16 protein-coding genes and 3 pseudogenes are annotated in these 23,284 nt (G+C 58.6%); 6 read left to right on the top strand and 13 right to left on the bottom strand.

The features are described from left to right. Nucleotides 1-104: 104 nt before the first annotated feature. The 5 genes and pseudogenes from KB890_RS11060 (at nucleotide 105) to KB890_RS11035 (ending at nucleotide 11,158) form a co-directional block, all read left to right on the top strand. Nucleotides 105-7,967, top strand: coding sequence for a two-partner secretion domain-containing protein (locus tag KB890_RS11060; RefSeq protein ID WP_038434411.1), 7,863 nt, complete (start codon nucleotides 105-107; stop codon nucleotides 7,965-7,967). Further along, the gene (locus KB890_RS11055) at nucleotides 7,957-8,202 is read left to right on the top strand and encodes a hypothetical protein (protein ID WP_045380569.1); all 246 of its coding nucleotides are present in this window, start codon (nucleotides 7,957-7,959) and stop codon (nucleotides 8,200-8,202) included. Before KB890_RS11060 ends, KB890_RS11055 begins: the two co-directional genes overlap by 11 nt. A gap of 328 nt (nucleotides 8,203-8,530) precedes the next feature. After that, nucleotides 8,531-10,268: pseudogene (locus KB890_RS11045) on the top strand (VENN motif pre-toxin domain-containing protein); the annotation flags it as partial. Next, nucleotides 10,265-10,504 (top strand): hypothetical protein, encoded by a 240-nt coding sequence (locus KB890_RS11040; protein WP_020323849.1) that lies wholly within the window; start codon nucleotides 10,265-10,267, stop codon nucleotides 10,502-10,504. The pseudogene KB890_RS11045 and the gene KB890_RS11040, both read left to right, overlap by 4 nt. Nucleotides 10,505-10,540: 36 nt before the next feature. Further along, the gene (locus KB890_RS11035) at nucleotides 10,541-11,158 is read left to right on the top strand and encodes a hypothetical protein (RefSeq protein ID WP_071604865.1); all 618 of its coding nucleotides are present in this window, start codon (nucleotides 10,541-10,543) and stop codon (nucleotides 11,156-11,158) included. Nucleotides 11,159-11,593: 435 nt separating this feature from the next. Here the strand turns inward: KB890_RS11035 and KB890_RS11030 are convergent, their stop codons facing one another. The 12 genes and pseudogenes from KB890_RS11030 to KB890_RS10975 all read right to left on the bottom strand — a co-directional run bounded on the left by KB890_RS11030 (nucleotide 11,594) and on the right by KB890_RS10975 (nucleotide 22,241). Further along, nucleotides 11,594-12,106 carry a 4-hydroxyphenylacetate 3-monooxygenase reductase subunit gene (locus KB890_RS11030; RefSeq protein ID WP_002887467.1) on the bottom strand — a complete coding sequence of 171 codons (513 nt, stop codon included), beginning with the start codon at nucleotides 12,104-12,106 and terminating at the stop codon, nucleotides 11,594-11,596. A 19-nt stretch (nucleotides 12,107-12,125) separates the two neighbouring features. Next, a complete protein-coding gene (gene hpaB / locus KB890_RS11025) occupies nucleotides 12,126-13,688 on the bottom strand; it encodes a 4-hydroxyphenylacetate 3-monooxygenase, oxygenase component (RefSeq protein WP_002887473.1) in 1,563 nt (520 codons plus the stop codon). 225 nt (nucleotides 13,689-13,913) lie between these two features. Beyond that, entirely contained in the window at nucleotides 13,914-14,804 is an 891-nt protein-coding gene (gene hpaA / locus KB890_RS11020) for a 4-hydroxyphenylacetate catabolism regulatory protein HpaA (protein ID WP_004177537.1), read from the bottom strand. 9 nt (nucleotides 14,805-14,813) lie between these two features. Next, nucleotides 14,814-16,172, bottom strand: a complete 1,359-nt coding sequence (gene hpaX, locus KB890_RS11015; protein ID WP_004222447.1) for a 4-hydroxyphenylacetate permease — start codon at nucleotides 16,170-16,172, stop codon at nucleotides 14,814-14,816. Nucleotides 16,173-16,193: 21 nt separating this feature from the next. Continuing rightward, complete coding sequence (gene hpaI, locus KB890_RS11010) at nucleotides 16,194-16,991, bottom strand: 4-hydroxy-2-oxoheptanedioate aldolase (RefSeq protein WP_016946174.1); 798 nt, start codon at nucleotides 16,989-16,991, stop codon at nucleotides 16,194-16,196. 10 nt (nucleotides 16,992-17,001) lie between these two features. After that, nucleotides 17,002-17,805, bottom strand: coding sequence for a 2-oxo-hept-4-ene-1,7-dioate hydratase (gene hpaH / locus KB890_RS11005; RefSeq protein WP_002887487.1), 804 nt, complete (start codon nucleotides 17,803-17,805; stop codon nucleotides 17,002-17,004). Between the two features lie 108 nt (nucleotides 17,806-17,913). Beyond that, on the bottom strand, nucleotides 17,914-18,294 hold the full coding sequence (locus KB890_RS11000; RefSeq protein WP_004151392.1) for a 5-carboxymethyl-2-hydroxymuconate Delta-isomerase: 381 nt from the start codon (nucleotides 18,292-18,294) through the stop codon (nucleotides 17,914-17,916). 9 nt (nucleotides 18,295-18,303) lie between these two features. After that, nucleotides 18,304-19,161 (bottom strand): 3,4-dihydroxyphenylacetate 2,3-dioxygenase, encoded by an 858-nt coding sequence (hpaD, locus tag KB890_RS10995; RefSeq protein ID WP_002887492.1) that lies wholly within the window; start codon nucleotides 19,159-19,161, stop codon nucleotides 18,304-18,306. Between the two features lies 1 nt (nucleotide 19,162). Further along, on the bottom strand, nucleotides 19,163-20,629 hold the full coding sequence (hpaE, locus tag KB890_RS10990) for a 5-carboxymethyl-2-hydroxymuconate semialdehyde dehydrogenase (protein ID WP_002887494.1): 1,467 nt from the start codon (nucleotides 20,627-20,629) through the stop codon (nucleotides 19,163-19,165). Beyond that, a complete protein-coding gene (locus KB890_RS10985) occupies nucleotides 20,626-21,390 on the bottom strand; it encodes a fumarylacetoacetate hydrolase family protein (RefSeq protein ID WP_020323866.1) in 765 nt (254 codons plus the stop codon). Before KB890_RS10985 ends, hpaE begins: the two co-directional genes overlap by 4 nt. Then, a complete protein-coding gene (locus KB890_RS10980) occupies nucleotides 21,387-22,019 on the bottom strand; it encodes a fumarylacetoacetate hydrolase family protein (protein ID WP_004146085.1) in 633 nt (210 codons plus the stop codon). The genes KB890_RS10985 and KB890_RS10980 overlap by 4 nt, the downstream gene beginning before the upstream one ends. A gap of 57 nt (nucleotides 22,020-22,076) precedes the next feature. Then, nucleotides 22,077-22,241: pseudogene (locus tag KB890_RS10975) on the bottom strand (hypothetical protein). A 64-nt stretch (nucleotides 22,242-22,305) separates the two neighbouring features. On the opposite strand from KB890_RS10975, the gene hpaR reads away from it, so the two are divergent. Next, entirely contained in the window at nucleotides 22,306-22,746 is a 441-nt protein-coding gene (gene hpaR / locus KB890_RS10970) for a homoprotocatechuate degradation operon regulator HpaR (protein ID WP_002887503.1), read from the top strand. Between the two features lie 3 nt (nucleotides 22,747-22,749). Here the strand turns inward: hpaR and KB890_RS10965 are convergent. Further along, nucleotides 22,750-23,266 (bottom strand): annotated as a pseudogene (locus tag KB890_RS10965) (hypothetical protein); the annotation flags it as partial. Between the last annotated feature and the right edge of the window lie 18 nt (nucleotides 23,267-23,284).

Below are 23,284 nucleotides of genomic sequence, written 5' to 3'. Positions count from 1 at the left end.
TGCTGCGCACATGGACGATCTTCCGCGCCGCGGTGGACAACGGATGACGAGTAACGGCAATGAATAAACGCTTTTATCGAATCGTATTTAATAAGGCTCGCGGGATGCTGATGGTGGTGGCGGAAACGACCCGCTCTCATCGGGCTGGCGTATCGCCGCAATCCGGCGCCGACGCGCGAACCGGGTCGACGTTAATCTCCTCCCTGGCGCCGCTGGCCTTTAGCTTTCTGCTCGCTTTTTCCTGTCTCACTCCGGCTCAGGCGGCGATTGTCGCCGATAACCATGCGCCAGGCGGCCAGCAACCGCAGATCGCCAATAGCGCTAATGGCACGCCGCAGGTCAATATTCAGACACCGAGCGGCGCAGGCGTTTCACGCAACGTTTACAGCCAGTTTGACGTCGATGGGCGCGGCGTGGTGCTGAATAACAGCCACGCTAACACTTCAACCCAACTGGCCGGGATGGTCGCCGGGAACCCGAATCTGGCGAAAGGGGAAGCCAGAGTGATCCTCAACGAGGTGAATACCCGCGATCCGAGCCGGCTGAATGGCTATATCGAGGTTGCCGGACAAAAAGCGCAGGTGGTTATCGCTAACCCTGCCGGAATTAGCTGCGACGGCTGCGGGTTCATCAATGCCAACCGCGCGACGCTGACGACAGGCCAGGTGCAGTACGGTAACGGGCAGATTAGTGGTTATGATGTCAATCGCGGCGAAATTATCATACAGGGCGGCGGCCTTGATGCGAGCTCGGTAGACAGTACCGACCTGCTCGCCCGCGCGGTGAAAATCAACGCCGGGGTTTGGGCGCAGGAGCTAAAGGTCACCGCAGGGCGTAATCAGATCGATGCGGCGCACAGCCGGACGACGGCAAAATCAGCCGACGGCAGTGCGCTGCCTGCGGTGGCGATCGACGTCAGCGCGCTGGGCGGGATGTACGCCCATAAAATTCGTCTTGTCGGTACCGAGCGCGGCGTAGGCGTTCACAATGCCGGCAATATCGGCGCGGCGGCGGGGGACGTAGCAATCAGCGCTGATGGCGCGCTCAGCAACCGCGGCGTGATTCAGTCCGCGCAGAATCTGCAACTGTCCGTTAAGGGCGATCTTCACAACCAGGGCCAGCTGTACGCCGGAAAAGATAGCGTGGTGACGGCCAGCGCGACGCTAACCAATGACGGCATGATTGCCGCGCAAGGCGATACGCGGATTGCCGCCAACGCTTTGCGTAGCGCGCAAAACAGTACGCTCGCCGCCGGATTAAATAGCGATGGTTCTACCGCCAGCAGCGGCGCGCTGACGCTGAATAGCCAGAGCTCGCTGGCGCTGAATGGCCGCAATATGGCGGCAGGGACGCTGACGGCGCAGGGCAGGACGGTGGATCTTGATAACAGTCGAACCTCGGGGGCGCGGATCGTGGTCAGCGCCGCGTCCGGCAATATCACCACCCGAGATGCGGTGGTGGCGGCCAGCGAAAAACTCCAGTTGGCCGCCAGCGGCAAACTCAACAACCACAGTGGCCTGTTGACGGCCAGCAAGCTTGAGCTGAAAGCTGTGGCGCTGGATAACCAACAGGGCGTAATCCAGCAGACGGGCGAGGACGATCTACGCCTTGATTTTCGCGCGGGATTGGATAACCGCGGCGGTGAGATTGCCAGCAACAGCCATGCTTTGACGCTCAGCACCAGCCAGTTGCTCAATCAAAACGGAACGCTGCTGCATACCGGCAGCGGCGGCATGTCTATTACCAGCGAAGGCGCGCTGGACAACGGCGAAGGCACTATTGCCGCTAACGGCAATATCGTTTTGCACTCCGATAACATTAATAATCGCAGCGGTAAAATCAGCACGACGCAGGGCAATGCTCAGCTCACTACGCGTCACGAGCTGGAAAATTCGCAAGGGAATATCGTTGCTGGCGGCAGCCTTTCTCTACAAGTGGCCAGCCTTCGGAACCAGCAGGGGCAATTGATTGCGGCGCAGGGCGACCTGGCCATGAGCGCTGAAGAAGGGCTGGATAACCGCGAAGGCGTGCTTACCGCAAATGGCAATATCAAGCTTGACGCCGACAATCTGACCAACCATGGCGGAAAAATCAGCGCGGCGCAGGGCGACGTTCAGCTCACTGCGCGCCATGGGGTGAATAACTCGCAGGGGAATATCATCGCCAGCGGCGACATCCGGCTACAGGCTGAAAATCTTAATAATCGTCACGGGCAGATAGGCACGGCGCAGCGGGGCAGCGTCAACCTGACGACGAGCGGTTTGCTGGATAATCAGCAGGGCACAATTACCGCCTTTGATGCCTTGGGTATTCAGAGCGCCACCGTTGATAACCGGCAGGGAGAACTGCAGTCCGGCGGTAATCTCAATATCACCATCCACAACCGGGGGCTGGATAACCGACAGGGGCAGATCGTCTCCGCCGCCGCTCTGGAAATAGCAGGCGTCAACCTGGCGCTGGCTAATACGGGCGGAACGTTACTTGCCGCGAGCAAACTTAGCCTCGATGCCGATTCCCTCAGCGGCGATGGCGAGGTGCTCTCTCAGGGCGATATGTCGCTCACGTTGCGTCAGGCGTTTCATAACGCCGGGAGGGTCATCGCCAACGGCAACCTGCAGTGGAATCTCTCCGGACTGGGGCTGATTAACCAGGGGGTTATCAGCGCCGGCCGGGCGCTCAATCTCTATGCGGCAAAGCTGGATAACCGTCAGGAAGGTGAAATCAGCGCTGGCGAGAACCATTTGACGGTCAACGGCGAGTTGGTCAATCGGGGGCTGATTGACGGTGGCTTAACCCATATTGTCGCCACGACGTTAACCAATATCGGCAGCGGGCGCCTGTACGGCGACGCCGTCGCGCTGCAGGCGGCAACGCTGACTAACGCCGCGGAGAACGGCGTGGCGGCGACGATTGCCGCACGGGCATCGCTGGCAATGGGCGTCGGCACGCTCAATAACCAGGATCACGCGCTGATCTACAGCGACGGTACGCTCGCCATTGGCGGCCAGCTTGCCGAAGACGGTTCGCTCAGCGGCCGGGCGGGAGTGTTTAATAACCACAGCGCAACGCTTGAGTCCGCCGGCGATATGGTGCTCGATATCCAACAAATCAATAACTACAACGACCATCTGGTGACGAAAGATGTGATGGTCGAGCAGTCATGGCGCCATGAAGCGGCGCTGAAAGGATCGGTACAGCGCTTCGACTGGTCGCTGGTCGATACCAGTTATAAAAACAAATACGGCGTTCACGACGCCATCATGCCGGACGGAAGCCGCGGCGATGAGTTCTATGAATACCAGTACCAGCGTACCGTTGTGGAAACGCAGGTGGTGGAAAGCGATCCTGGCAAAATCCTCTCCGGCGCCCGGCTCATCATCAACAGCGATAAGCTGAATAACTACGATAGCCAGATTATCGCCGGAGGAGCGCTCGGTGGCGTGATTGGCGAACTAAACAACGTCGCCACGACCGGCAAACGGGTGACCACCGACGTCGGCACCCAGACCCGTTGGTATGAGAAAAAGACCAGCCGCCCGTTTGGCGGCACCAAAACCAGCCAGGGGAAAAAAAGCAGCGAATATGAACCGACGCCGATGGTTCAGACCATCGATTTGCAAACCATGAAGTGGCAGGGCAATACCCAAATTGATGGCCATAGCGGCGTGATTAATCCGCGCGATCGCGCCGATGAAACAGGCGAACTACCCGCCGGACGGCTGGTGGAAGTGACGCCGGTTAACGCTGACGGAACGGTTATTCGCGTCGTCACGCCGGATACCCGGCTTCCTGTCAGCAGCCTGTATCAGATCGATCCGCAGGCTAAAGCAGGTTATCTGGTGGAAACCGATCCGCGTTTCACCAACGGTAAAGCGTGGCTCGCCAGCGACTACATGCAAAATCAGCTGGGCGTTGATCAGGCGATGAAGCGGCTTGGCGACGGCTATTACGAGCAGCGGCTGGTGCGTGAGCAGATCGTTAAGCTGAGCGGCGGGCGCTACCTGCAGGGCTACAGTAACGATGAAGAGCAGTATCGGGCGCTGATGGACGCGGGCGTCGCCTTCGCCAAACAGTACAACCTGACGGTCGGGGTGGCGCTGACGCCAGCGCAGATGGCGCTGCTGACCAGCGATATGGTCTGGCTGGTCGCCAGAGAGGTCACGCTAACGGATGGCTCCGTGCAGCAGGTGCTGGTGCCGCAGGTTTACGCGCGGGTTAAAGCGGGCGATCTCGATGGCAGCGGCGCGTTGCTCGGCGGTGAAAACGTGGCGTTCAGCGTGAGCCGTGATGTGACCAACAGCGGGCACATCCAAAGCCGCGGCGTGACGCAGCTAACCGCGGAAAACATTCATAACAGCGGCTATATCGGCGGCAACCAGCTTACGCTAAACGCGCGTACTGATATCAACAATATTGGCGGAACGCTGCAGGGCGGCGATAGCCTGATCGCGCAAGCCGGGCGTGATATCAACAGCGCCAGCACCCTCGGCGGCGGCCCAGGTAACATCAGCCTCGATCGGCCTGCGGGGATTTATGTCCAGAATGAAAACGGCCAGCTGGGGCTGCAGGCGTTACATAACATTAATCTGACGGCAAGCATGGTGAGTAACAGCGCGGCGGGCAGCCAGACGCAGATTATCGCCGGCAACGATCTCAACCTGCAGACGCTCGCCACCACCCATAGCGAAAGCGGAAGCTGGGGGAAAGGCAACGATCGTTCCTTGACCCAGCGTAGCGATATCGGCACGCAAATTAACGGCGGCGCGGTGGCGCTGTCCGCCGGCCACGATATGATTGCCCGCGCCGCCAGCGTGACGGCGACCAGCAGCCTGACGGTTGCCGCCGGCAATGATATTAACCTCAGCAGCGGCGAGTCCTCATGGCACCTGACGGAAAATAGCCATCAAAGCAGCAGCGGCCTGCTGGCTCGCCGCTCGCTCACCACTCACGATGAAGTGTGGGCGCAGAACGCCATCGGCAGCAATTTTAGCGGTGACAGTATTGTGATGCAGGCCGGGCGCGACCTGCTGGTGTCCGGCAGCAGTGTTGCCGGCACCCAGGATGTCAACCTTGTGGCGGGGCGTAACCTGACCATCACCACCGCCAAGGAGAGTCGCCAGGAAAACCATCTACGTAAAGAGAAACATAGCGGCTTTTCCGGCACCGGCGGCGTTGGCTTCAGCGTCGGCAGTTCGTCGCTGAAAGCCAACGATGTGACGACGGCGCTGAGTAGCGCCGCCAGTACCGTCGGAAGCTCACAGGGCAACCTTAGCCTGAGCGCCGGTAATGTATTGACGGTTCAGGGATCTGACCTGGTGGCCGGCAACAATATGGCGTTGACCGGTAAAACCGTGAATATTCTGGCAGCGGAAAACCAGAGCACCCAGACCCATACCGTGGAGCAGAAAACCAGCGGCCTGACGCTGGCGTTATCCGGGATGGTGGGCAGCGCCATTAATACCGCGGTTTCCAGCGCCAACCAGGCCAGCACCGAGAGCAATGGCCGTCTCGCCGCGCTGAGCGGGCTGCAGTCGGCATTATCGGGCGTACAGGCGTATCAGGCATCGCAGATGCAGACTGCGGATTCCAGTCCGGAGAGCATGATAGGGGTCAACCTCTCCTGGGGTAGCCAGTCCTCGAAATCCACTCAGCGACAAACGCAGAACACCAGCCGCGGCAGCAGCCTGATGGCCGGCAACAATCTCAGCATTATCGCCACGGAGACGGATATCAACGTTGAGGGCAGCCAGCTGCAGGCCGGCGGCAGCGCGTTGCTCAATGCCGCGCGCGATGTGAATTTATTCTCTGCGGAGAACGCCAGCACCCTGAGCGGTAAAAACGAGAGCCATGGGAGTTCGTTTGGCGTCGGTATTAACTTCGGTCAGGGCGCGAACGGGCTGACGGTCAGCGCCAGCGCCAACGCCGCGAAGGGCCACGAGAAGGGCAACAGCCTGACGCATAACGAAACGACCCTCAGCGCCGGTGAGCGGGTGACTATCGTCAGCGGTCGCGATACGACGCTGACCGGGGCGCAGGTGAGCGGCCATCAGGTGACAATGGACGTCGGGCGTAACCTGACGCTGAGCAGCGAGCAGGACAGCGATAACTACGATTCGAAGCAGCGTAGCGGCAGTGCGGGGGCGAGCGGCAGCATGGGCGGCGGTTCGGGTTCTCTCAACCTGAGCCAGAGCAAAATGCACAGCACCTGGGCGTCGGTGGAGGCGCAGACGGGGATTTTTGCCGGCGAGGGCGGTTTTGATGTGAAGGTGGGCGGGCATACGCAGCTGAACGGCAGCGTGCTGGCGAGCACGGCGGCGGCGGAGCTGAACCGGCTGGATACCGGGACGCTGGGTTTCCGGGATATTAAAAACTATGCCGAGTACAGCGTGGAGCAGCAGAGCGCGGGAGTGAGCACGAGCGGTAGCGTGGCAGGGCAGTTCCTCGGGAATGCGGCCAGCGGTCTGCTGATGGGGGCGAACGGGAGCGGCAGCGACAGTTCGCTGACGCGGGCGGCGGTGAGCGAGGGCAGTATCGTTATCCGCGACGGCGCGAATCAGCAGCAGGACGTGACGGGGTTAAGCCGGGATGCGGCGCATGCGAACCAGACGCTGAGTCCGATATTTGATAAGGAGAAAGAGCAGAACCGTCTGGCGACGGCGCAGAAGATAGGTGAAATCGGGCGCCAGGTGAGTGATGTGCTGGTGACGCAGGGCAAGCTGAACGCGCAGGCGGCGCAGAGCGACCCGGCGGCGCGGGCAGCGGCGCGGGCGAAGCTGGTAGCGGGAGGGAATGGCAGTCCGAGCGAGGAGCAAATCAGCGCGCAGGTGAGCCGGACGGCGACGGCGGACTACGATACGGGCGGAAAGTACCAGAAGGTGGCGCAGGCGGTAACGGCGGCGATGCAGGGTCTGGCGGGTGGCAACCTGGCGCAGGCGGCGAGCAGGGCAGTGAGTCCGTATGTGGCGGAAATCATTCACAGCCAGACGACGGACAGCGCGACGGGTAAGGTGAATGTGGAAGCCAATGCGATGGCGCACGCGGTGTGGGGAGCGATAGCGGCGGCATCGGGAAATAACAGCGCGCTGGCGGGAGCGGCAGGCGCGGTGAGCGGCGAGCTGCTGGGACGCTGGATAGCGGCGGAATATTATCCGGATGTTAAGACAGAAGAGCTGTCGGATGAGCAGAAGTCGACGATAAGCGCGCTGAGTACGCTGGCGGCGGGACTGATGGGGGGTCTTAGCGGAGGCAGCAGCGCGGATGCGGTGGCGGGTGCGCAGGCCGGGAAGAATGCGGTGGAGAATAACCTGATGGGTGGGAACGAATGGAGCCAGGGTGAGAAAGCCAGAGAGCATGGTAAGGATGTGCTGTCGTGTGCAGACAATCCTTCAGGAGAAGCCTGTCAGCGAGGCCTGGCGGAAAACAAAGCCTATGCGGGAGCACTGGCTACAGGAGGCGTGGCGTTATTACCCGGTACCGCGCAGGCGATGTGGGGGTTGGGCGCAGGGGTAAACGCAGGTGCTCAGTATGCTGAAGATGGCAAGGTGAATCCGGTTAACTCTGCTGTGGCTGGCTGGATAAACGTTGCAAGCATAGGGAATGGCTTATGGGGAACAGTGGGCTGGAATGCAGCCGGTGGCGCGCTAACCAGTCAGATCAACGGTGACAATCCTTTAACGGGAGCAATTACTAATGGTCTGGGTTCTGCTGGCGGCTACTGGGGAGGCAAACTAATCTCTTCAGGCATAAATGCGGCTGGTAAATGGCTAACCGGCGGCTGGGATCCTAAGTTTAATCCTGACCTGCTGAAATATACCGAAATTAAAGGTCAACTGGGGATCTCTAAGGAGATGTTGCCGGGTAAGATTCCAGGCAACATGGGTAATATTGGAGCTTCAGTAATATCAGAAGGAGGCGGTAAAGGAGCTGAACAGGTAATAAAAAAAATAGGAGATAAAAATGAAAAATGATCTCCGAGTTAGATGTGTACAGTCTCTATTTATCTTAGTTGCTACGATTTTATTCATGATCGCATTATCTGTATGCGGAAAGCTTTTTTTTTCGTTGTTACTGTGGCTGCTTGGCGATGGTTTTAATGCAACTTGGCAGGATGTTTTGCATGGAGCGAAATTAGGACTTTATGGTGGAAGCATTGGAGGCATTGGACTCGCATTATTCCGCCTTTTTAAAGTAAAGGGATTTTAATCTATGTCGAAAAGATCCCGGCCGCAGCGTCGGGATCGTGTTATCAGCGATTACGCTCCCGAAAAATGCCCCTTGCCTCGCTTGATCACCGGCAGATCACCGATGTCGTTAAGCGCGCCGGGGAAGGTCTTCAACCACTGGAGCATCTTTGCCCGGTTGACGCCCGCATCACCCGGATCCGGAGCGGCATTTTGTCAGCCAATCCCGGCGGTAGAACTCGCAGCGGATGATGGGATGCGGAATGTCCGAACCAGGCCCTGAGCCCGCTGTGTGACAAGGAGAAAAAGTGGAACCGGCTGGCGGTGGTGCAGAAGGCAAGTGAAATCGGGCGCAGGTAAGCGGTCATCTGGTGACAATGGACGTCGGGCGTAACCTGACGCTGACCAGTGAGCAGGACAGCGATAACTACGATTCGAAGCAGCGTGCTGGCGAGCACGGCGGCGGCGGAGCTGAACCGGCTGGATACCGGGACGCTGGGTTTCCGGGATATTAAAAACTATGCCGAGTACAGCGTGGAGCAGCAGAGCGCGGGAGTGAGCACGAGCGGTAGCGTGGCGGGGCAGTTCCTCGGGAATGCGGCCAGTGGTCTGCTGATGGGGGCGAACGGCAGCGGCAGCGACAGTTCGCTGACGCGGGCGGCGGTGAGCGAGGGCAGTATCGTTATCCGCGACGGCGCGAGTCAGCAGCAGGACGTGACGGGGTTAAGCCGGGATGCGGCGCATGCGAACCAGACGCTGAGTCCGATATTTGATAAGGAGAAAGAGCAGAACCGTCTGGCGACGGCGCAGAAGATAGGTGAAATCGGGCGCCAGGTGAGTGATGTGCTGGTGACGCAGGGCAAGCTGAACGCGCAGGCGGCGCAGAGCGACCCGGCGGCGCGGGCAGCGGCGCGGGCGAAGCTGGTAGCGGGAGGGAATGGCAGTCCGAGCGAGGAGCAAATCAGCGCGCAGGTGAGCCGGACGGCGACGGCGGACTACGATACGGGCGGAAAGTACCAGAAGGTGGCGCAGGCGGTAACGGCGGCGATGCAGGGTCTGGCGGGGGGCAACCTGGCGCAGGCGGCGAGCGGGGCAGTGAGCCCGTATGTGGCGGAAATCATTCACAGCCAGACGACGGACAGCGCGACGGGTAAGGTGAATGTGGAAGCCAATGCGATGGCGCATGCGGTGTGGGGAGCGATAGCGGCGGCATCGGGAAATAACAGCGCGCTGGCGGGAGCGGCAGGCGCGGTGAGCGGCGAGCTGCTGGGGCGCTGGATAGCGACGGAATACTATCCGGATGTTAAGACAGAAGAGCTGTCGGATGAGCAGAAGTCGACGATAAGCGCGCTGAGTACGCTGGCGGCGGGACTGATGGGTGGGCTTAGCGGAGGCAGCAGCGCGGATGCGGTGGCGGGTGCGCAGGCCGGGAAGAACGCGGTGGAGAATAATTTACTTGGCGGTAGTGAATGGCTTCAGACGGAAAAAGCCAGGGAACATGGTGCTGATGTACTTTCCTGTAATGATGCTCCAGATGGTGAAGCCTGCAAGCGAGGCGAAGCAGTTAATAAAGCTTATGCCGGAGCATTGGCTTCCGCTGGGTTAATTTATTTACCAGGCGGGATGCAAGTAACTGCTGGGATAGGCGGTTCAGCAAATGCAGGAATACAATATGCATTAACTGGTGAAATTAAACCGACAGAGGTTTTAATAGCCAGCTATATAGGTGCAGCTACTGCTAATACAGGATTATTGGGAACGATTGGATGGAATGCGGCGGGTGGTGCAATGTCAAATTATTTGAAAGGTGATGACCCGCTGAATGGTGCTGGTTGGGGGGCTGCTGGTTCAGCACTGGGTTACGGGATGGGTAAGTATCTTATTGAAATGCCGCTAAATAAAGTACTCAATCCTACATGGAAAAACTATGAGTGGGTTGATGTTGGAATGGGGATAAGTAAGCCTTTACAGTTTGACGCTCGTCCCAGTACTTGGGGGGCAATATCTGGCTCTGCTGCTTCGGAAGCAACCTCTCAGGGTGGACCAAAGGTTGAAGACGCTATCACAAAAAAAGGTTTAATAAAATGAAGCGAGAATTATTCATCCTTGCATATGTAGTTATAATGGGCGCTATTATTGTTTCTACTGTTTCTTTTTTGGGACAGTTGGCTATTTTTTTAGTAAACGAAATGAATTCAGGAAATGAGAATATACCGTATAAGGAGCTGTTGTATGTTAGTTTTAAGGTAGGCATCACAGGTGGTGTTATTGGCGGGGTTGGTACCTGGCTGATGAATCATTTTTCTTCTCAACGTAGAAAATAACCACAATATGTACGAGTTGTTGTGGAGAATAACCTGATGGGTGGGAACGAATGGAGCCAGGGTGAGAAAGCCAGAGAGCATGGCGCAGATGTTCTCTCATGCGCAGATAACCCGTCTGGTGAAGCTTGCCAGCGAGGAATTGCTGAGAATAAAGCTTATGCAGGTGCCTTGGCTTCAGCGGGGCTAATCTACCTGCCGGGGGGAATGCAGGTTACTGGCGCGATAGGCGGAACGGCAAATGCTGGTATCCAGTATCTTATTAATGGAGAAGTTAATCCAACGGATGTGCTCATTGCGACGTATGTTGGAGCTTTTACCAGAAATACAGGATTAAAGAGAACAATGAGCTGGAATGCGGCAGGTGGTGCAACATCCAGCTATCTGAAAGGGGATAATCCTTTTACAGGTGGCTTAATTAATGGTTTGGCCTCTGGAGTGGGTTATGGTGCAGGAAAACTCATTGAGCTGCCTGTGGATAAAATTTACAACCCGATGAAGCCATGGAAAGATTGGCTGTGGACTGATGTCGGAATGGGGATATCGAAGCCATTGTCATTAGATCCAATACCAAGAGTTGCTGGTAATATAACAAGCTCAATAATAACAGAATATAGTAATGATCAGGCAGGTAAAAATTTAGGGGGTAAGAAATGAAAATCTCAACCTCAAAATGGTTCTTGATATTCATTTACTTGATTATTTCCTTTCCTGTTTGTGTCTTCGTAGGTGTTGTTATAACTCATTTTTTGATAGAAATTGTTTTATTTTTGATTTTCGGTCAACCTTTTTATTTATATGCAATTGATTTCATGAAAATCCTAAAGGGAAGTATTGTCGGAGGTCTTATCGGAGCAATTGGCTGTTGGTGGATTTATTACCAAGGCTACAAGAAAAATCGTAATAGGTAGCGGGAGGCAATCCTCATCCGAGCGAGGAGCAAATCAGCGCGCAGGGGAGCCGGACGGCGACGGCGGTACGGGCGGAAAGTACCAGAAGGCGGCGCGGCGCTGACACAGTTTGCCCGGCAGGAAGGCTAACGCGAATCTGTGTAGCCCCTCCCCGTTATCCGGGGAGAGGCAGGCGAGGCCATTACACCGCCACTTCCATTTCCATCATCACCGGGTGGAAACGGCGTTTAAAGTAAATCAGGCCGTGCCCTTGCGGGCTCAGGGTAATATTGCGGATCTCCACCAGATACACCAGGTGGGTACCAATGGTTTGCACCTGGCTAATCTCGCCTTCGAGACTGGCCAGCGAACCCTTCAGCACCGGCTGCCCGAGCGCGCCCTGCTGCCAGCCGCTGAGGGCAAACCGCTCTTCCATCGTCACCCCGGTCATCCCGGCGAAATGACGGGCCATGATTTCCTGTTCGTGGTTCAGCACGTTGATGCACAACTTGCCGTTGCCCTGAAACACCGGGTTCATCGCGCTGTTGGCGTTGATACAAACCATCACCGATGGCGGCGTATCCGTCACCGAGCAAACCGCCGTGGCGGTAATGCCGCAGCGGCCGGCTTCACCTGCGGTGGTGACAACGTTAACCGCAGCCGACAGGCTGGCCATGGCATCGCGAAAACGCAGGCGTTGTTCATCTAATTGCATTATGACCTCCCGCTGCGAATTACTTCAGCAGCTTATCCAACATGTTGATATCAGCGTTATTGTGCAGATGCGGCACCGTCCAGCCGTTCTGGTCGTACTCGGACAGGCAGCGGTCGACCATCGCCATCATTTTGTCCATATTGCCGGAGCTCTGCGCCTGGCGCAGACACTGCAGGCGAATCTCATCTTGGCTACCGGAGTAGTTGATCTCATACAGTTCATGGCGGCCGCCGAATTCGCTGCCGATGGCGTCCCACATCAGTTTGAGGATCTTGATGCGTTCAACGTGATCCATACCGTTGGAGCCGCGCACGTACTTCGCCAGATACTGGTCGATCTGCGGGTTGTTCAGATCGCGAGCGCTGGACGGCAGATAAATCAGGCCGCTGGTGACGTTGCGCTCGATGATGTTCTTGATCTTGGCGTAGGCCATCGGCGCCATTACGCGATAGGTCTGCAGCGCGGCGTGATCCGGCAGCCATGCGCCGTTGACCCACGGCGTCGCTTCCGAGCACATGGAATCGCTCAGCGCCCAGAACATGTTGCGCCACGCCACCACTTCGCCAAGGTCGGCCTGCACGCCGCGGAATTCAAGGGTGCCGGTACATTCCAGAGAACGCTTCAGCAGGGCAGTGATAAAGTCCAGTTTGACCGCCAGACGCACGCAGGCCTGCAGGGGGTACATGCGGGCAAAACCGCCTTCCATGGTCCAGCGACGGCAGCGGTCAAAGTCGCGATAAATTAGTACGTTCTCCCATGGGATCAGCACCTTATCCATTACCAGAATCGCGTCGTTCTCGTCGAAACGGCTGGAAAGCGGATAGTCGTACGGCGATCCGGTCGCGCCGGCGACCATCTCATAGGAGGCGCGGGAGATAAGCTTGACGCCTTCGGCATCCATCGGCGCGACGAACATCAGCGCGAAGTCCGGGTTCTCGCCCATCACCTGTGCGGAGCCGAAGCCGATCATGTTGTAGTGGGTCAGCGCCGAGTTGGTGGCGACCACTTTCGCGCCGCTGACGATGATCCCGGCATCGGTCTCTTTTTCCAGCTTGATGTAGACATCCTTCACTTCATCAGCCGGCTTGTGGCGGTCGATCGGCGGGTTGACGATCGCGTGGTTAAAGTACAGGCCGGTTTCCTGAATGCGGGTGTACCAGTTGCGGGCGTTCTGCTCGAACTGGCCGTAAAACGCCGGGTTGGCGCCCAGCGCGCAGCCGAAGGCGGCTTTGTAGTCTGGGGTGCGGCCCATCCAGCCGTAGCTTAAGCGCGACCATTCGGCGATGGCGTCGCGCTGCTGGCGCAGATCGTCGGCGCTTTTCGCCACGCGGAAGAATTTATGGGTGTAGCCGCCGCTGCCGGTATCGGTGCCCCAGCACAGGGAATCCTGCATCTCCGGTTTGTGCAGCGCATCGTACAGCTGAGCGACGGAGGCCGCGGCATTACGGAAGGCCGGATGCGTGGTGACGTCTTTCACGCGCTCGCCGTAGATATAAATTTCGCGGCCATCCTGCAGGCTTTTTAAATACTCTTCGCCAGTTAACGGGCGTTTCGCGTCGGCGCGGAAATCTTCAGGTTTCATAGGGGCCTCTTCAGTATTTATCGGAATAATGATGTTAAATATATGTTTTGTTTTTGTTGTTTAATTGAAGCGGTTATGGCGCTTGTCGTGAAGGGACGTTTGCGACAACGGCGGGTACTTTTCAGGCGGGAGTGAATTTTGTGATCTCTGCAACTTTTACCGGCTGGCGCGGCGCTGACCCGCCCTACGGTCTGTAGCCCAGGCAAGCGCAGCGCCGCCGGGGTATTACGACACCGGTACTTTTTGCGCCCGGTAGCTGCTGGGCGAGCAGCCGACCTGGCGGCTAAAAAAGCGCGCAAAATAGGCGGGGTCTTTAAACCCCAGCTGCCAGGCAATCTCATTGACCGCGCTATCGGAAAACAGCAGCAGGCGCTTCGCCTCGCGCAGCTGACGGTCAAATATCAGCCGCTTCGGCGAACGGTTGGCGAAGCGGCGACAGATGTCGGTCAACCGCGATTCGGTCAGATGCAGCTCCCTGGCGTAATCCGGTACCGTCCAGTGCTGATGGTAGTGGCTGTCGATCATCTGGTTAAAGCGCTGGAATAGCTTCAGCTCGCCGCGCATCCCACTGGCGGCGTGATCGTCGAGCTTTGCGTTACGCAGCAGCAGGGTAAAGACCGCCTGCGCCAGTAGCGCCAGGGTATGCTCCCGCCCCGGCAACTGGGCGGTAGATTCCCGGCGAATCAGCTGCCAGTAGTGGGCCAGCGCCGCCAGCTCGTCGGGTTTATCCGCCAGCGACAGGCAGATCCCCGGCAGGCCGAAGGTCTCCCGCGTGCCGGGATAAAGTACCTCCAGCAGCGGCCAGATCAGCTCCTCATGGACCGTCAACACATGGCCATCGCTATCGGACTCGGTAATAAAAGCGTGCGGTACCGAGGGCGGCGTTATCACAAACAGCGGCGCCTGCACCGAATAGCGATGGTCATCAAGCTGCAGCTCAATCTGTCCGGTATCAAGGTAGTGCATCTGGAAATAGCGGTCGTGGCGATGCGCCTGCATGTCGCGGCCAAAAAAGGCCGCCATGCGGGAGAACGACTGATAGTGCACCTCTTCGGTACCCAGACTCTCGTCGTAATCTTTATTGATGTCGATGTTGGCGATGGAATGCTGGCACATACCCGCTCCTTAGTGGCCTTTTTGCGCCGCTAATCCCGGCGCGGCGGCGGCGTCCTCACGCTGGCTCATTGGAATGCGGGTAAGCACCAGCGCGCCGACGATCAGTAATCCGGCGACAAACCACAGCCCGGAGCTAAAGCTGCCGGTGGTATCGCGCAAAATGCCGATCAACAGCGGGCTGACGGCAGAGCCGACGTTGCCGATAGCGTTGATCACCGCCAACGCCACCGCGCGCGACTGCAGGCTGATCACCCGATCCGGGGTGGTCCAGAAAATGGCCATCGCGGTAAAGGATCCCACCGAAGCCATAATAATGCCGATCAGTTGGATCAGGCTGTGGTGCGTTGCCGAAGCCAGCAGCCAACCCGCCGCGGCGAACAGGTAGGGCAGGATGGTATGCATCTTGCGCTCTTTGCGGCGGTCGGATCGGCGGCTCCACCAGATCATGCCGAAAATAGTGCAGAACTGCGGGATCGCCGCCAGCAGGCCAATCATGATGTTGCTGCTGCCGGTGTTGAAGCTCTGCAGGATCTGCGGCGTCCAGATATTAATGGCGCTGAGGGTATTGGTCAGGCAGAAGTAGGCGAGGGTATACATCAGCACCGCTGGCGTCAGTACTTCGCGCAACGTGGAACGCGGCGAAGCCGGGACGATCGCCGCATGTTCCCGTTCGCGATCGATCATCGCCTTCAGCGCCTGTTTCTCTTCGTTATCCAGCCAGTTGGCTTTATCCGGCGTGTCGTTGAGGAAGAACCAGGTGACGACGCCGAGCACCACCGACGGCAGGCCTTCCAGCAGAAATAGCCATTGCCAGCCTTTCAGGTTCCACAGGCCGTCGAGCGCCAGAATATAGCCGGAAAGTATCGAGCCGAGCATCATGGTCACCGGCATGGCGATCATAAACAGGGCGTTGGCGCGGGCGCGATGGTAGGCCGGGAACCACCAGGTCAGATAGACGAGGATCCCCGGTAGAAAACCGGCCTCGGCGATGCCGACCAGCATGCGCAGGATGTACAGCGTATGCGGGTTGGTGGCGAACATGGTGCAGGTCGAGGCGATCCCCCAGACCACCATGATCCCGGCGATCCAGCGGCGCGCGCCAACTTTCGCCAGCATGATATTGCTGGGGATCCCGCACAGCACGTAGGTGACGTAGAACAGCGTCGCCGCCAGGCCGAACATGGTGGAGGTCAGGCCGAGATCTTTACCCATCGTCAGACCGGCGAAGCCGATATTAATTCGATCCAAAAATGAGAAAACAAAGAGAACAAACAGGAAGGTAATCAGGCGGCGGAACAGCTTTTTGATCACCCGGTTTTCTACTTCAACGGCTTTATTATCATTGTGTTGCAGGGTAGAGGTAGTCATGTTGCGCTCCACATTATCCGTTCAATAGACGGATTTATTGTTATCGGTTGTGGTCGTTGCGGTGTGGGTAAACCGGGCCGCCAGCGCTTCTGCGCCGCGGGCCAGCAGGGTGGTATCGACGCCGACGGCGACGAACAGCGCGCCCAGTTCGAGATAGCGTTTCGCCAGCTGTTCATTGGCCATCAGGATCCCCGGCGCCTTGCCGGCCTGACGGATTTGCTGGATGGCATCTTCAATGGCGGCCTGCACTTCCGGGTGCTGCGGATTGCCGCCGTGGCCCATATCAGCGCTGAGATCCGCCGGGCCGATAAACACGCCGTCCACCCCTTCGACATCGAGGATCTGCGGCAGATTTTTCAGCGCTTCGCGAGTCTCAATCTGTACCAGGACGCACATGGCGTCATTGGCCCGGTGGATATAATCCGGGACGCGATTCCAGCGCGAGGCGCGGGCCAGCGCGCTGCCGACGCCGCGGATGCCGGCAGGCGGGTAGCGGGTGGCTCTGACCGCCAGCCGCGCCTCTTCGGCATTCTGCACCATCGGCACCAGCAGGGTTTGCGCGCCGACATCCAGCAGCTGTTTGATCTGCACCGGATCGTTCCACGACGGACGCACCACCGGCTGGCTGGGGTAGGGCGCAATGGCCTGCAGCTGGGTCAGCACCGTTGGTACATTGTTAGGCGCGTGTTCGCCGTCGATCAGCAGCCAGTCGAAGCCCGCGCCGGCCAGCAGTTCGGCGCTGTAGCTGCTGCACAGTCCAAGCCACAGGCCGATTTGCGGACGGCCCGCTTTTAAGGCGTCTTTAAAGGCGTTATTCATGGTGTTTCTCCTAGACAAACCGGCAGCTGATGGCGCCCATGTTGCCGTAGTCGACGTGGAAGGTATCGCCCTTGCGCGCCGGGACCGGGCGGGTGAAGGAGCCGCCGAGGATAATCTGCCCGGCTTCGAGCTGGACATCGTACGGCGCCAGCTTGTTGGCCAGCCAGGCCACGCCGTTGGCCGGATGATTGAGTACGCCCGCGGCGACGCCGGTCTCTTCAATTACGCCGTTGCGATACAGCAGGGCGGAGATCCAGCGCAGGTCGAGCTCGTCCGGTTTAATCGGCCGGCCGCCGAGGATCACCCCGGCGTTGGCGGCGTTGTCGGAGATGGTGTCGAACACTTTGCGCGGACGCTGGGTTTCCGGGTCGATGTTGTGGCAGCGCGCGTCGATAAGCTCCAGCGCCGGGATAACGTAGTCGGTGGCGTTGTAGACATCAAACAGCGTACAGTTCGGGCCGCGCAGCGGTTTGGCCAGCACGAAGGCCAGCTCGACTTCGATACGCGGAACGATAAAGCGGTCGGTGGGAATATCGCTGCCGTCGTGGAAGAACATATCGTCGAGCAGCGCGCCGTAGTCCGGCTCGCTAATCTGCGAGCTGGCCTGCATCGCTTTAGAGGTCAGGCCGATCTTGTGGCCTTTGAGCACGCGGCCTTCGGCGATCTTCATCTCGACCCACTCGCGCTGGACGGCGTAGGCGTCCTCAATGGTGATCGACGGATAATCCAGCGAGATCGCGCGGATCTGTTCACGCTGCTTTTCGGCCTGGTTCAGCCGCTGGGCAATCAGGGTACGGGTCTGTTTATCGAGCATAGAGATTCCTGTGGCATTGCATTGCCGGATGGCGCTTCGCTTATCCGGCCTACAAATTCATGGCCGTTGTAGGCCCGGTAAGCGCAGCGCCACCGGGCAATTTGCACATTATTTAAATAACGCGTGCACGTTGTTTTGTTTGTAGTTCAGCGTCGGGTCGAGCTCTTCCATGGCGAACGACAGCGCCAGATAGCGGCTCTCCATTAGCGTCGCGAAGTGGGATTTGATCAGCGCGAACAGCATATCTCCCACGTCCTGACGGCTCTCCAGGCTGCGCCCGGCGCCGATCTTCAGGGTCATATGCACGAAGGCGTAATCCTGCCTGCCGTCGGCCATCTGCCAGGTATCCAGCCAGTGGGCGCGGCTGCGGATCCCGCCGATCGGAAAGATGCCGGTGGCGGCCAGCGCCTCGTTGACTTTGGCGAACAGCCCAGGCAGATCGGCCTGCTCGCGGATGTTGTCGGTACATTCGGCGATAAAATGCGGCATGGGGCCCCCTTACGCCTGCGCTGGCAACGGGAACACGGCGTTAACCTGGCCGGTACCGGAGCTGGCGAATAGCTCGGTGATAAACTCCACCTTGCCGTCGTATTTATCCCAACCCAGCAGGCCGAGCAGCATCACCGTGTCGTGCATGTTGCCTTCGCCGTAGCAGTAGTCGGCATACTCCGGCAGCATGGTGCAGAACTCTTTGAATTTGCCCTCGCGCCATAGCTTCACCACCCGCTCATCCATTTGATGGTCAAATTCGCGCGTGTAGCTGTTCATCCCCTCTTCGGCGCGCTGGTCGTCGATAAAGCGGTGCGACAGCGAACCGCTGGCCAGCACTGCCACGGTGCCGTCGTATTTCTCAATGGCTTTGAGGATGGCCTCACCCAGCCTGCGGCTGTCGGCAAAATCGTGAACGGTACAGAAGGCGGAAATGGACACCACTTTGAAATGCTTATCGCTATTCATGTAGCGCATCGGCACCAGGGTGCCGTACTCCAGCTTCAGGCTGGGGATATTGTGCGCTTTGGCACGCACCCCGAGCTTCACCGCCTCGTCGGCGATAAGCTGGCCCAGCTCCGGGTTGCCGTCGTAGTCGTAGGTCATGTCGCGAATGAAATGCGGCAGTTCGTTACTGGTGTAGACGCCCTGAAAATGGTCGGCGCAGTTGATGTGGTAGGCGCTGTTGACCAGCCAGTGGGTATCAAACACGATAATGGTATCGACGCCCATTTCACGGCAGCGCTTGCCAATTTCTTTATGCCCGTCGATCGCGCCCTGACGGCAGCCGTGGTTTTTCCCCGGCAGCTCAGACAGATACATCGACGGCACGTGAGTGATTTTTGCTGCTAACGCTAACTTACCCATATCAGACTCCCCATTTCGGGATCGGATGGTCGCCCATCGAGATGCAGACGTTTTTCATTTCGGCGAACACTTCAAAGCTGTACTCGCCGCCTTCGCGGCCGGTGCCGGAGGCCTTCACGCCGCCGAACGGCTGACGCAGGTCGCGCACGTTCTGGGTGTTGACGAACACCATCCCGGCTTCAATACCGCGCGCCAGGCGCAGCACTTTGCTGACGTCCTGGGTCCAGATATACGACGCCAGGCCGTATTCCACATCGTTCGCCAGGCGCAGCCCTTCCGCTTCGTCTTTGAACGGCAGCAGGCAGGCGACCGGGCCAAAAATCTCTTCCTGGGCGACGCGCATACGGTTGTCGACATCCGCCAGCACCGTCGGGCGCAGGAAGTTGCCGGCTTTCAGATGCGCCGGCAGGTCGGACGGTTTATCCGCGCCGCCGGCCAGCAGGGTGGCCCCCTCTTCGATGCCGAGGCGAATGTAGCCGGACACTTTCTCCCAGTGTTGCTGGCTAATCAGCGCGCCGACCTGGGTGTTCGGATCGGTCGGATCGCCTACGCGCAGGCGATTGGCGCGCTCGGCGAAGCGTTTAACGAACTCGGGGTAGATACTCTGCTGAATAAAGATGCGCGAGCCGGCGGTGCAGCGTTCGCCGTTGATCGAGAAGATGGTGAACAGCGCGGCGTCAAGCGCGCGCTCGATATCGGCATCTTCAAAAATCAGCACCGGCGATTTTCCGCCCAGCTCCATGGAGTACTTTTTCAGGCCGGCGTTTTTCATGATGTTGCGGCCGGTGGCGGTGCCGCCGGTGAAGGAGACGGCGCGCACATCATGATGGCGCACCAGCGCGTCGCCAGCGGTAGCGCCATAGCCCTGCACCACGTTGAGCACGCCAGCCGGGATCCCGGCCTCCAGCGCCAGCTCGCCCAGACGATCGGCGGTCAGCGGCGACAGCTCGGACATTTTCAGCACCGCGGTATTCCCCAGCGCCAGGCACGGCGCCACCTTCCAGGTGGCGGTCATAAATGGCACGTTCCACGGCGACACCAGCGCGCAGACGCCAACCGGCTGCACGAGGGTGTAGTTCAGCATCTTGTCGTCGACCGGATAGGTCTTGCCGTTCATCTGCTGGCACACTTCGGCGAAAAATTCGAAATTGTGTGAGGCGCGCGGGATCAACACGTTTTTGGTCTGGTGGATCGGCAGGCCGGTATCGGCGGTTTCCATCGCCGCGATCTCCGGGACGTTCTGATCGATAAGATCCCCCAGGCGGCGCATCAGGCGCGCGCGCTCTTTCATCGGCAGGTTAGCCCACTTCGGGAAGGCCTCTTTCGCCGCCGCTACCGCCTGGTTGATTTCGGCTTCGCCGCCGGAGGCGACTTCCGCCAGCACCTCGCCGGTGGCCGGGTTGGTGGTATGAAAATAGTCTGCGCCGGCAACGTTTTTACCGTTGATCCAATGGTTAATCTTTTTCATGACAGTGTCTCCTCATACGCTTGCTGGCTGATGATATGGTTGACCAGGCGGCCCACGCCCTCGACTTCAACGATCACCTCGTCGCCCGGTACCACGTCGGATAGCCCTTTCGGCGTGCCGGTGGCGATCATGTCGCCCGGTTGCAGGGTCATAAATTCGCTTAAATAAGCGATGAGGAACGGGATGCTGAAGATCAGATCGGCGGTGGTGCCCTGCTGGCGCAGTTCGCCGTTGACCCAGGTGCGCAGGGCCAGGTTATGCGGATCCGGGATCGCCTCTTTGCTGACGATCCACGGGCCGATCGGCGTCAGGGTGTCGCGGCTTTTCACCCGCAGGTTCGGGCGGTAGTAGTTTTCCAGATAGTCGCGGATCGCGTAGTCATTGCACACGGTATAGCCGGCGACATAATCCATAGCCTCGGCTTCGCTGACGCGGCGCGTGGTTTTCCCAATCACCACCACCAGTTCGGCTTCGTAGTGCATGTATTCGACGTTATCCGGGCGTACCGACTGCTGCTGGTGGCCAGTAAAGGTGTTCGGCGCTTTGATAAACACCAACGGCTCGGTTGGCGGTTTAAATTCCAACTCGCTGGCGTGATCGGCGTAATTCAGCCCCAGCGCGAACAGCGTGCCGTTGGCGGGCGGCAGCCAGCGGAATTCACCTTCTTTTAATACCGTGCCATCGTCCAGGCGCACCTGGTCGCGTTCATTGACAAGCACATCGCGTACCTGTCCTTGCCATTCAATGCGTGCCTGTTTCATGCCAGCTCTCCTTCTGCGACAACCGGGTTTTCGAGCGCCGGGAAACCGTCGGCGAGAATACGTACCCGGTCGCCGGGGCGCAGCGTGACGCGGGAGTGGGGCGTGCCGATAAGGATCGCGTCGCCGGGATTGAGGGTGGCGAACTCGCTCAAGGCGCTCAGCAGCTGCGCGGCATTACGCTGCAGATCGCCGGTATGCCAGCTATCCGCCTCGCGGCCGTTAATTTCGGTGATGATGGTCAGATCGTCGACGTTGCGTACCGCCGATAGTGTGCCGATGGGGCAGAAGCCATCGCGGCACTTGGCTTTGATCGCCGGGCGATAAAAACTCTCTTCCGGCAGACTCACATCGTTAGCCAGCGCGTAGCCAGCGATATAGTTCGCCGCCTCTTCCGCCGCCACTTTACGCGCGGTTTTGCCGACAATCAGCGCCACCGTTGCGCCGCTTTGTACGGTCTCGCCCTGCGGATACGGGATCGCTTCGCCATCGCCAATTACGGTATTGCGCGGCTTGATAAACCAGACCGCGGTTTTCGGCGGCGTCTTGTAGGGGGCCTGTTGAAATGCCTCGCGCCAGGCGTCGAGCTGGCTGCGATGATTGAGCGCAACGGCGAAGATGGTACCTTTCATTCACCACTCCTCTGGGACAGATTTCGGTTTAAAGGGATTTCGTTAATATATTAATGATCATCTTTTATGCTTTGCGCTGAGGTTTAGCAACTGGAAGTGAATGTTTTGTGATCGGATTAACACAATATTTACATAACAATTACTTATTTGTTATAAATCAATAGATTGAATATTTTTCAGGAAAAGACTGGTACTTTTCAGGTGCAGAAACCGGTTGTACATGGCAGGATTAACGCTAATTATTAAGTTATTAATAAGTTTTTGGTGAGGCTGTTGAGGGGATACTATGCATGATTCATTAACCATTGCCTTGTTGCAGGCGCGTGAAGCGGCGATGGCCTACTTTCGACCGATCGTCAAACGACACAATCTCACCGAACAGCAGTGGCGGATCGTGCGAATTCTCGCCGAACGTCCGTCGATGGACTTTCACGATCTGGCCTTTCGCGCCTGTATCCTGCGCCCCAGCCTGACCGGTATTTTGACGCGCATGGAGCGGGATGGGCTGGTGCTGCGCTTAAAGCCAGTTAACGATCAGCGCAAGCTGTACGTCTCGCTGACGCCTGCCGGAACTGCGCTGTACGAAAGCGCCCAGGCGGAGGTGGAAGAAACCTATCGCCTGCTGGAGGCCCAGTTCACCACGGAAAAGCTGCAGCAACTGACCTCCCTGCTGGAGGAGTTTATTGCGCTTGGCGTCCCTGCCGGGCGCGGTGATGAAGAAGAGTAGCGGTTACGGCTCGGCGTTCAGCCTGGCGAGGGCAATAAGCGTTTCCGCGCGGGCGGGGGACAGCGGCTCTCTCGGCTGCGGCAGCGGCCAGCCATACAGCCAGCGGGCGCTGGCGGCGCAGGTGCGCCCCTGACAGGTGCCCATACCGCAGCGCTGGGTCAGTTTGGCCTGCAGCCAGTCGTCGGCGGCAGCTACGTCGCCGCAGCGCACATCTTCGCAACGGCACAGCAGGCTCTCCGGCGTCGCCGCGTTTTTCAACGACTCCGCCAGCCGGAAGGCGCGGTTTATGGCGTCGGCGAAGTGCTGCCAGCGCCGGGAGCGGCGCTTGCTCAATGATATTCGTCACGTCGCCTCCGGCCTGGTTCATCGTATCCGCCACCGCCTGCAGGCCGCCCGCGCTGCAGCAGAGGATCAGTTTCTGCCAGTAAACCACGCCGCCGCCGTCGGCGGTTTCAAACAGCACGCTGTGCGCGGAGGGGCGGGCAATCAGCCGCGCGCCGTTCACCTCCCGGATGGCGGCGATGTCGTTGGGGATTTA

The organism is Klebsiella sp. P1954, assembly GCF_018199955.1.
Taxonomy (GTDB): domain Bacteria; phylum Pseudomonadota; class Gammaproteobacteria; order Enterobacterales; family Enterobacteriaceae; genus Klebsiella; species Klebsiella pneumoniae.
This window is presented reverse-complemented; position numbering and strand designations above follow the sequence as displayed.

Excerpts from the sequence above, each read along its gene's own strand:
- hpaA (WP_004177537.1), bottom strand. The coding sequence starts at position 14,804 with ATGTGCCAGCATTCCATCGCCAACATCGACATCAATAAAGATTACGAC.
- KB890_RS10985 (WP_020323866.1), bottom strand. The coding sequence starts at position 21,390 with ATGAAACAGGCACGCATTGAATGGCAAGGACAGGTACGCGATGTGCTT.
- KB890_RS10980 (WP_004146085.1), bottom strand. The coding sequence starts at position 22,019 with ATGAAAGGTACCATCTTCGCCGTTGCGCTCAATCATCGCAGCCAGCTC.
- KB890_RS11040 (WP_020323849.1), top strand. The coding sequence starts at position 10,265 with ATGAAGCGAGAATTATTCATCCTTGCATATGTAGTTATAATGGGCGCT.
- hpaR (WP_002887503.1), top strand. The coding sequence starts at position 22,306 with ATGCATGATTCATTAACCATTGCCTTGTTGCAGGCGCGTGAAGCGGCG.
- KB890_RS11030 (WP_002887467.1), bottom strand. The coding sequence starts at position 12,106 with ATGCAATTAGATGAACAACGCCTGCGTTTTCGCGATGCCATGGCCAGC.
- hpaD (WP_002887492.1), bottom strand. The coding sequence starts at position 19,161 with ATGGGTAAGTTAGCGTTAGCAGCAAAAATCACTCACGTGCCGTCGATG.
- hpaX (WP_004222447.1), bottom strand. The coding sequence starts at position 16,172 with ATGACTACCTCTACCCTGCAACACAATGATAATAAAGCCGTTGAAGTA.
- KB890_RS11055 (WP_045380569.1), top strand. The coding sequence starts at position 7,957 with ATGAAAAATGATCTCCGAGTTAGATGTGTACAGTCTCTATTTATCTTA.
- hpaE (WP_002887494.1), bottom strand. The coding sequence starts at position 20,629 with ATGAAAAAGATTAACCATTGGATCAACGGTAAAAACGTTGCCGGCGCA.
- KB890_RS11000 (WP_004151392.1), bottom strand. The coding sequence starts at position 18,294 with ATGCCGCATTTTATCGCCGAATGTACCGACAACATCCGCGAGCAGGCC.
- hpaH (WP_002887487.1), bottom strand. The coding sequence starts at position 17,805 with ATGCTCGATAAACAGACCCGTACCCTGATTGCCCAGCGGCTGAACCAG.
- KB890_RS11035 (WP_071604865.1), top strand. The coding sequence starts at position 10,541 with ATGGGTGGGAACGAATGGAGCCAGGGTGAGAAAGCCAGAGAGCATGGC.
- hpaB (WP_002887473.1), bottom strand. The coding sequence starts at position 13,688 with ATGAAACCTGAAGATTTCCGCGCCGACGCGAAACGCCCGTTAACTGGC.
- hpaI (WP_016946174.1), bottom strand. The coding sequence starts at position 16,991 with ATGAATAACGCCTTTAAAGACGCCTTAAAAGCGGGCCGTCCGCAAATC.
- KB890_RS11060 (WP_038434411.1), top strand. The coding sequence starts at position 105 with ATGCTGATGGTGGTGGCGGAAACGACCCGCTCTCATCGGGCTGGCGTA.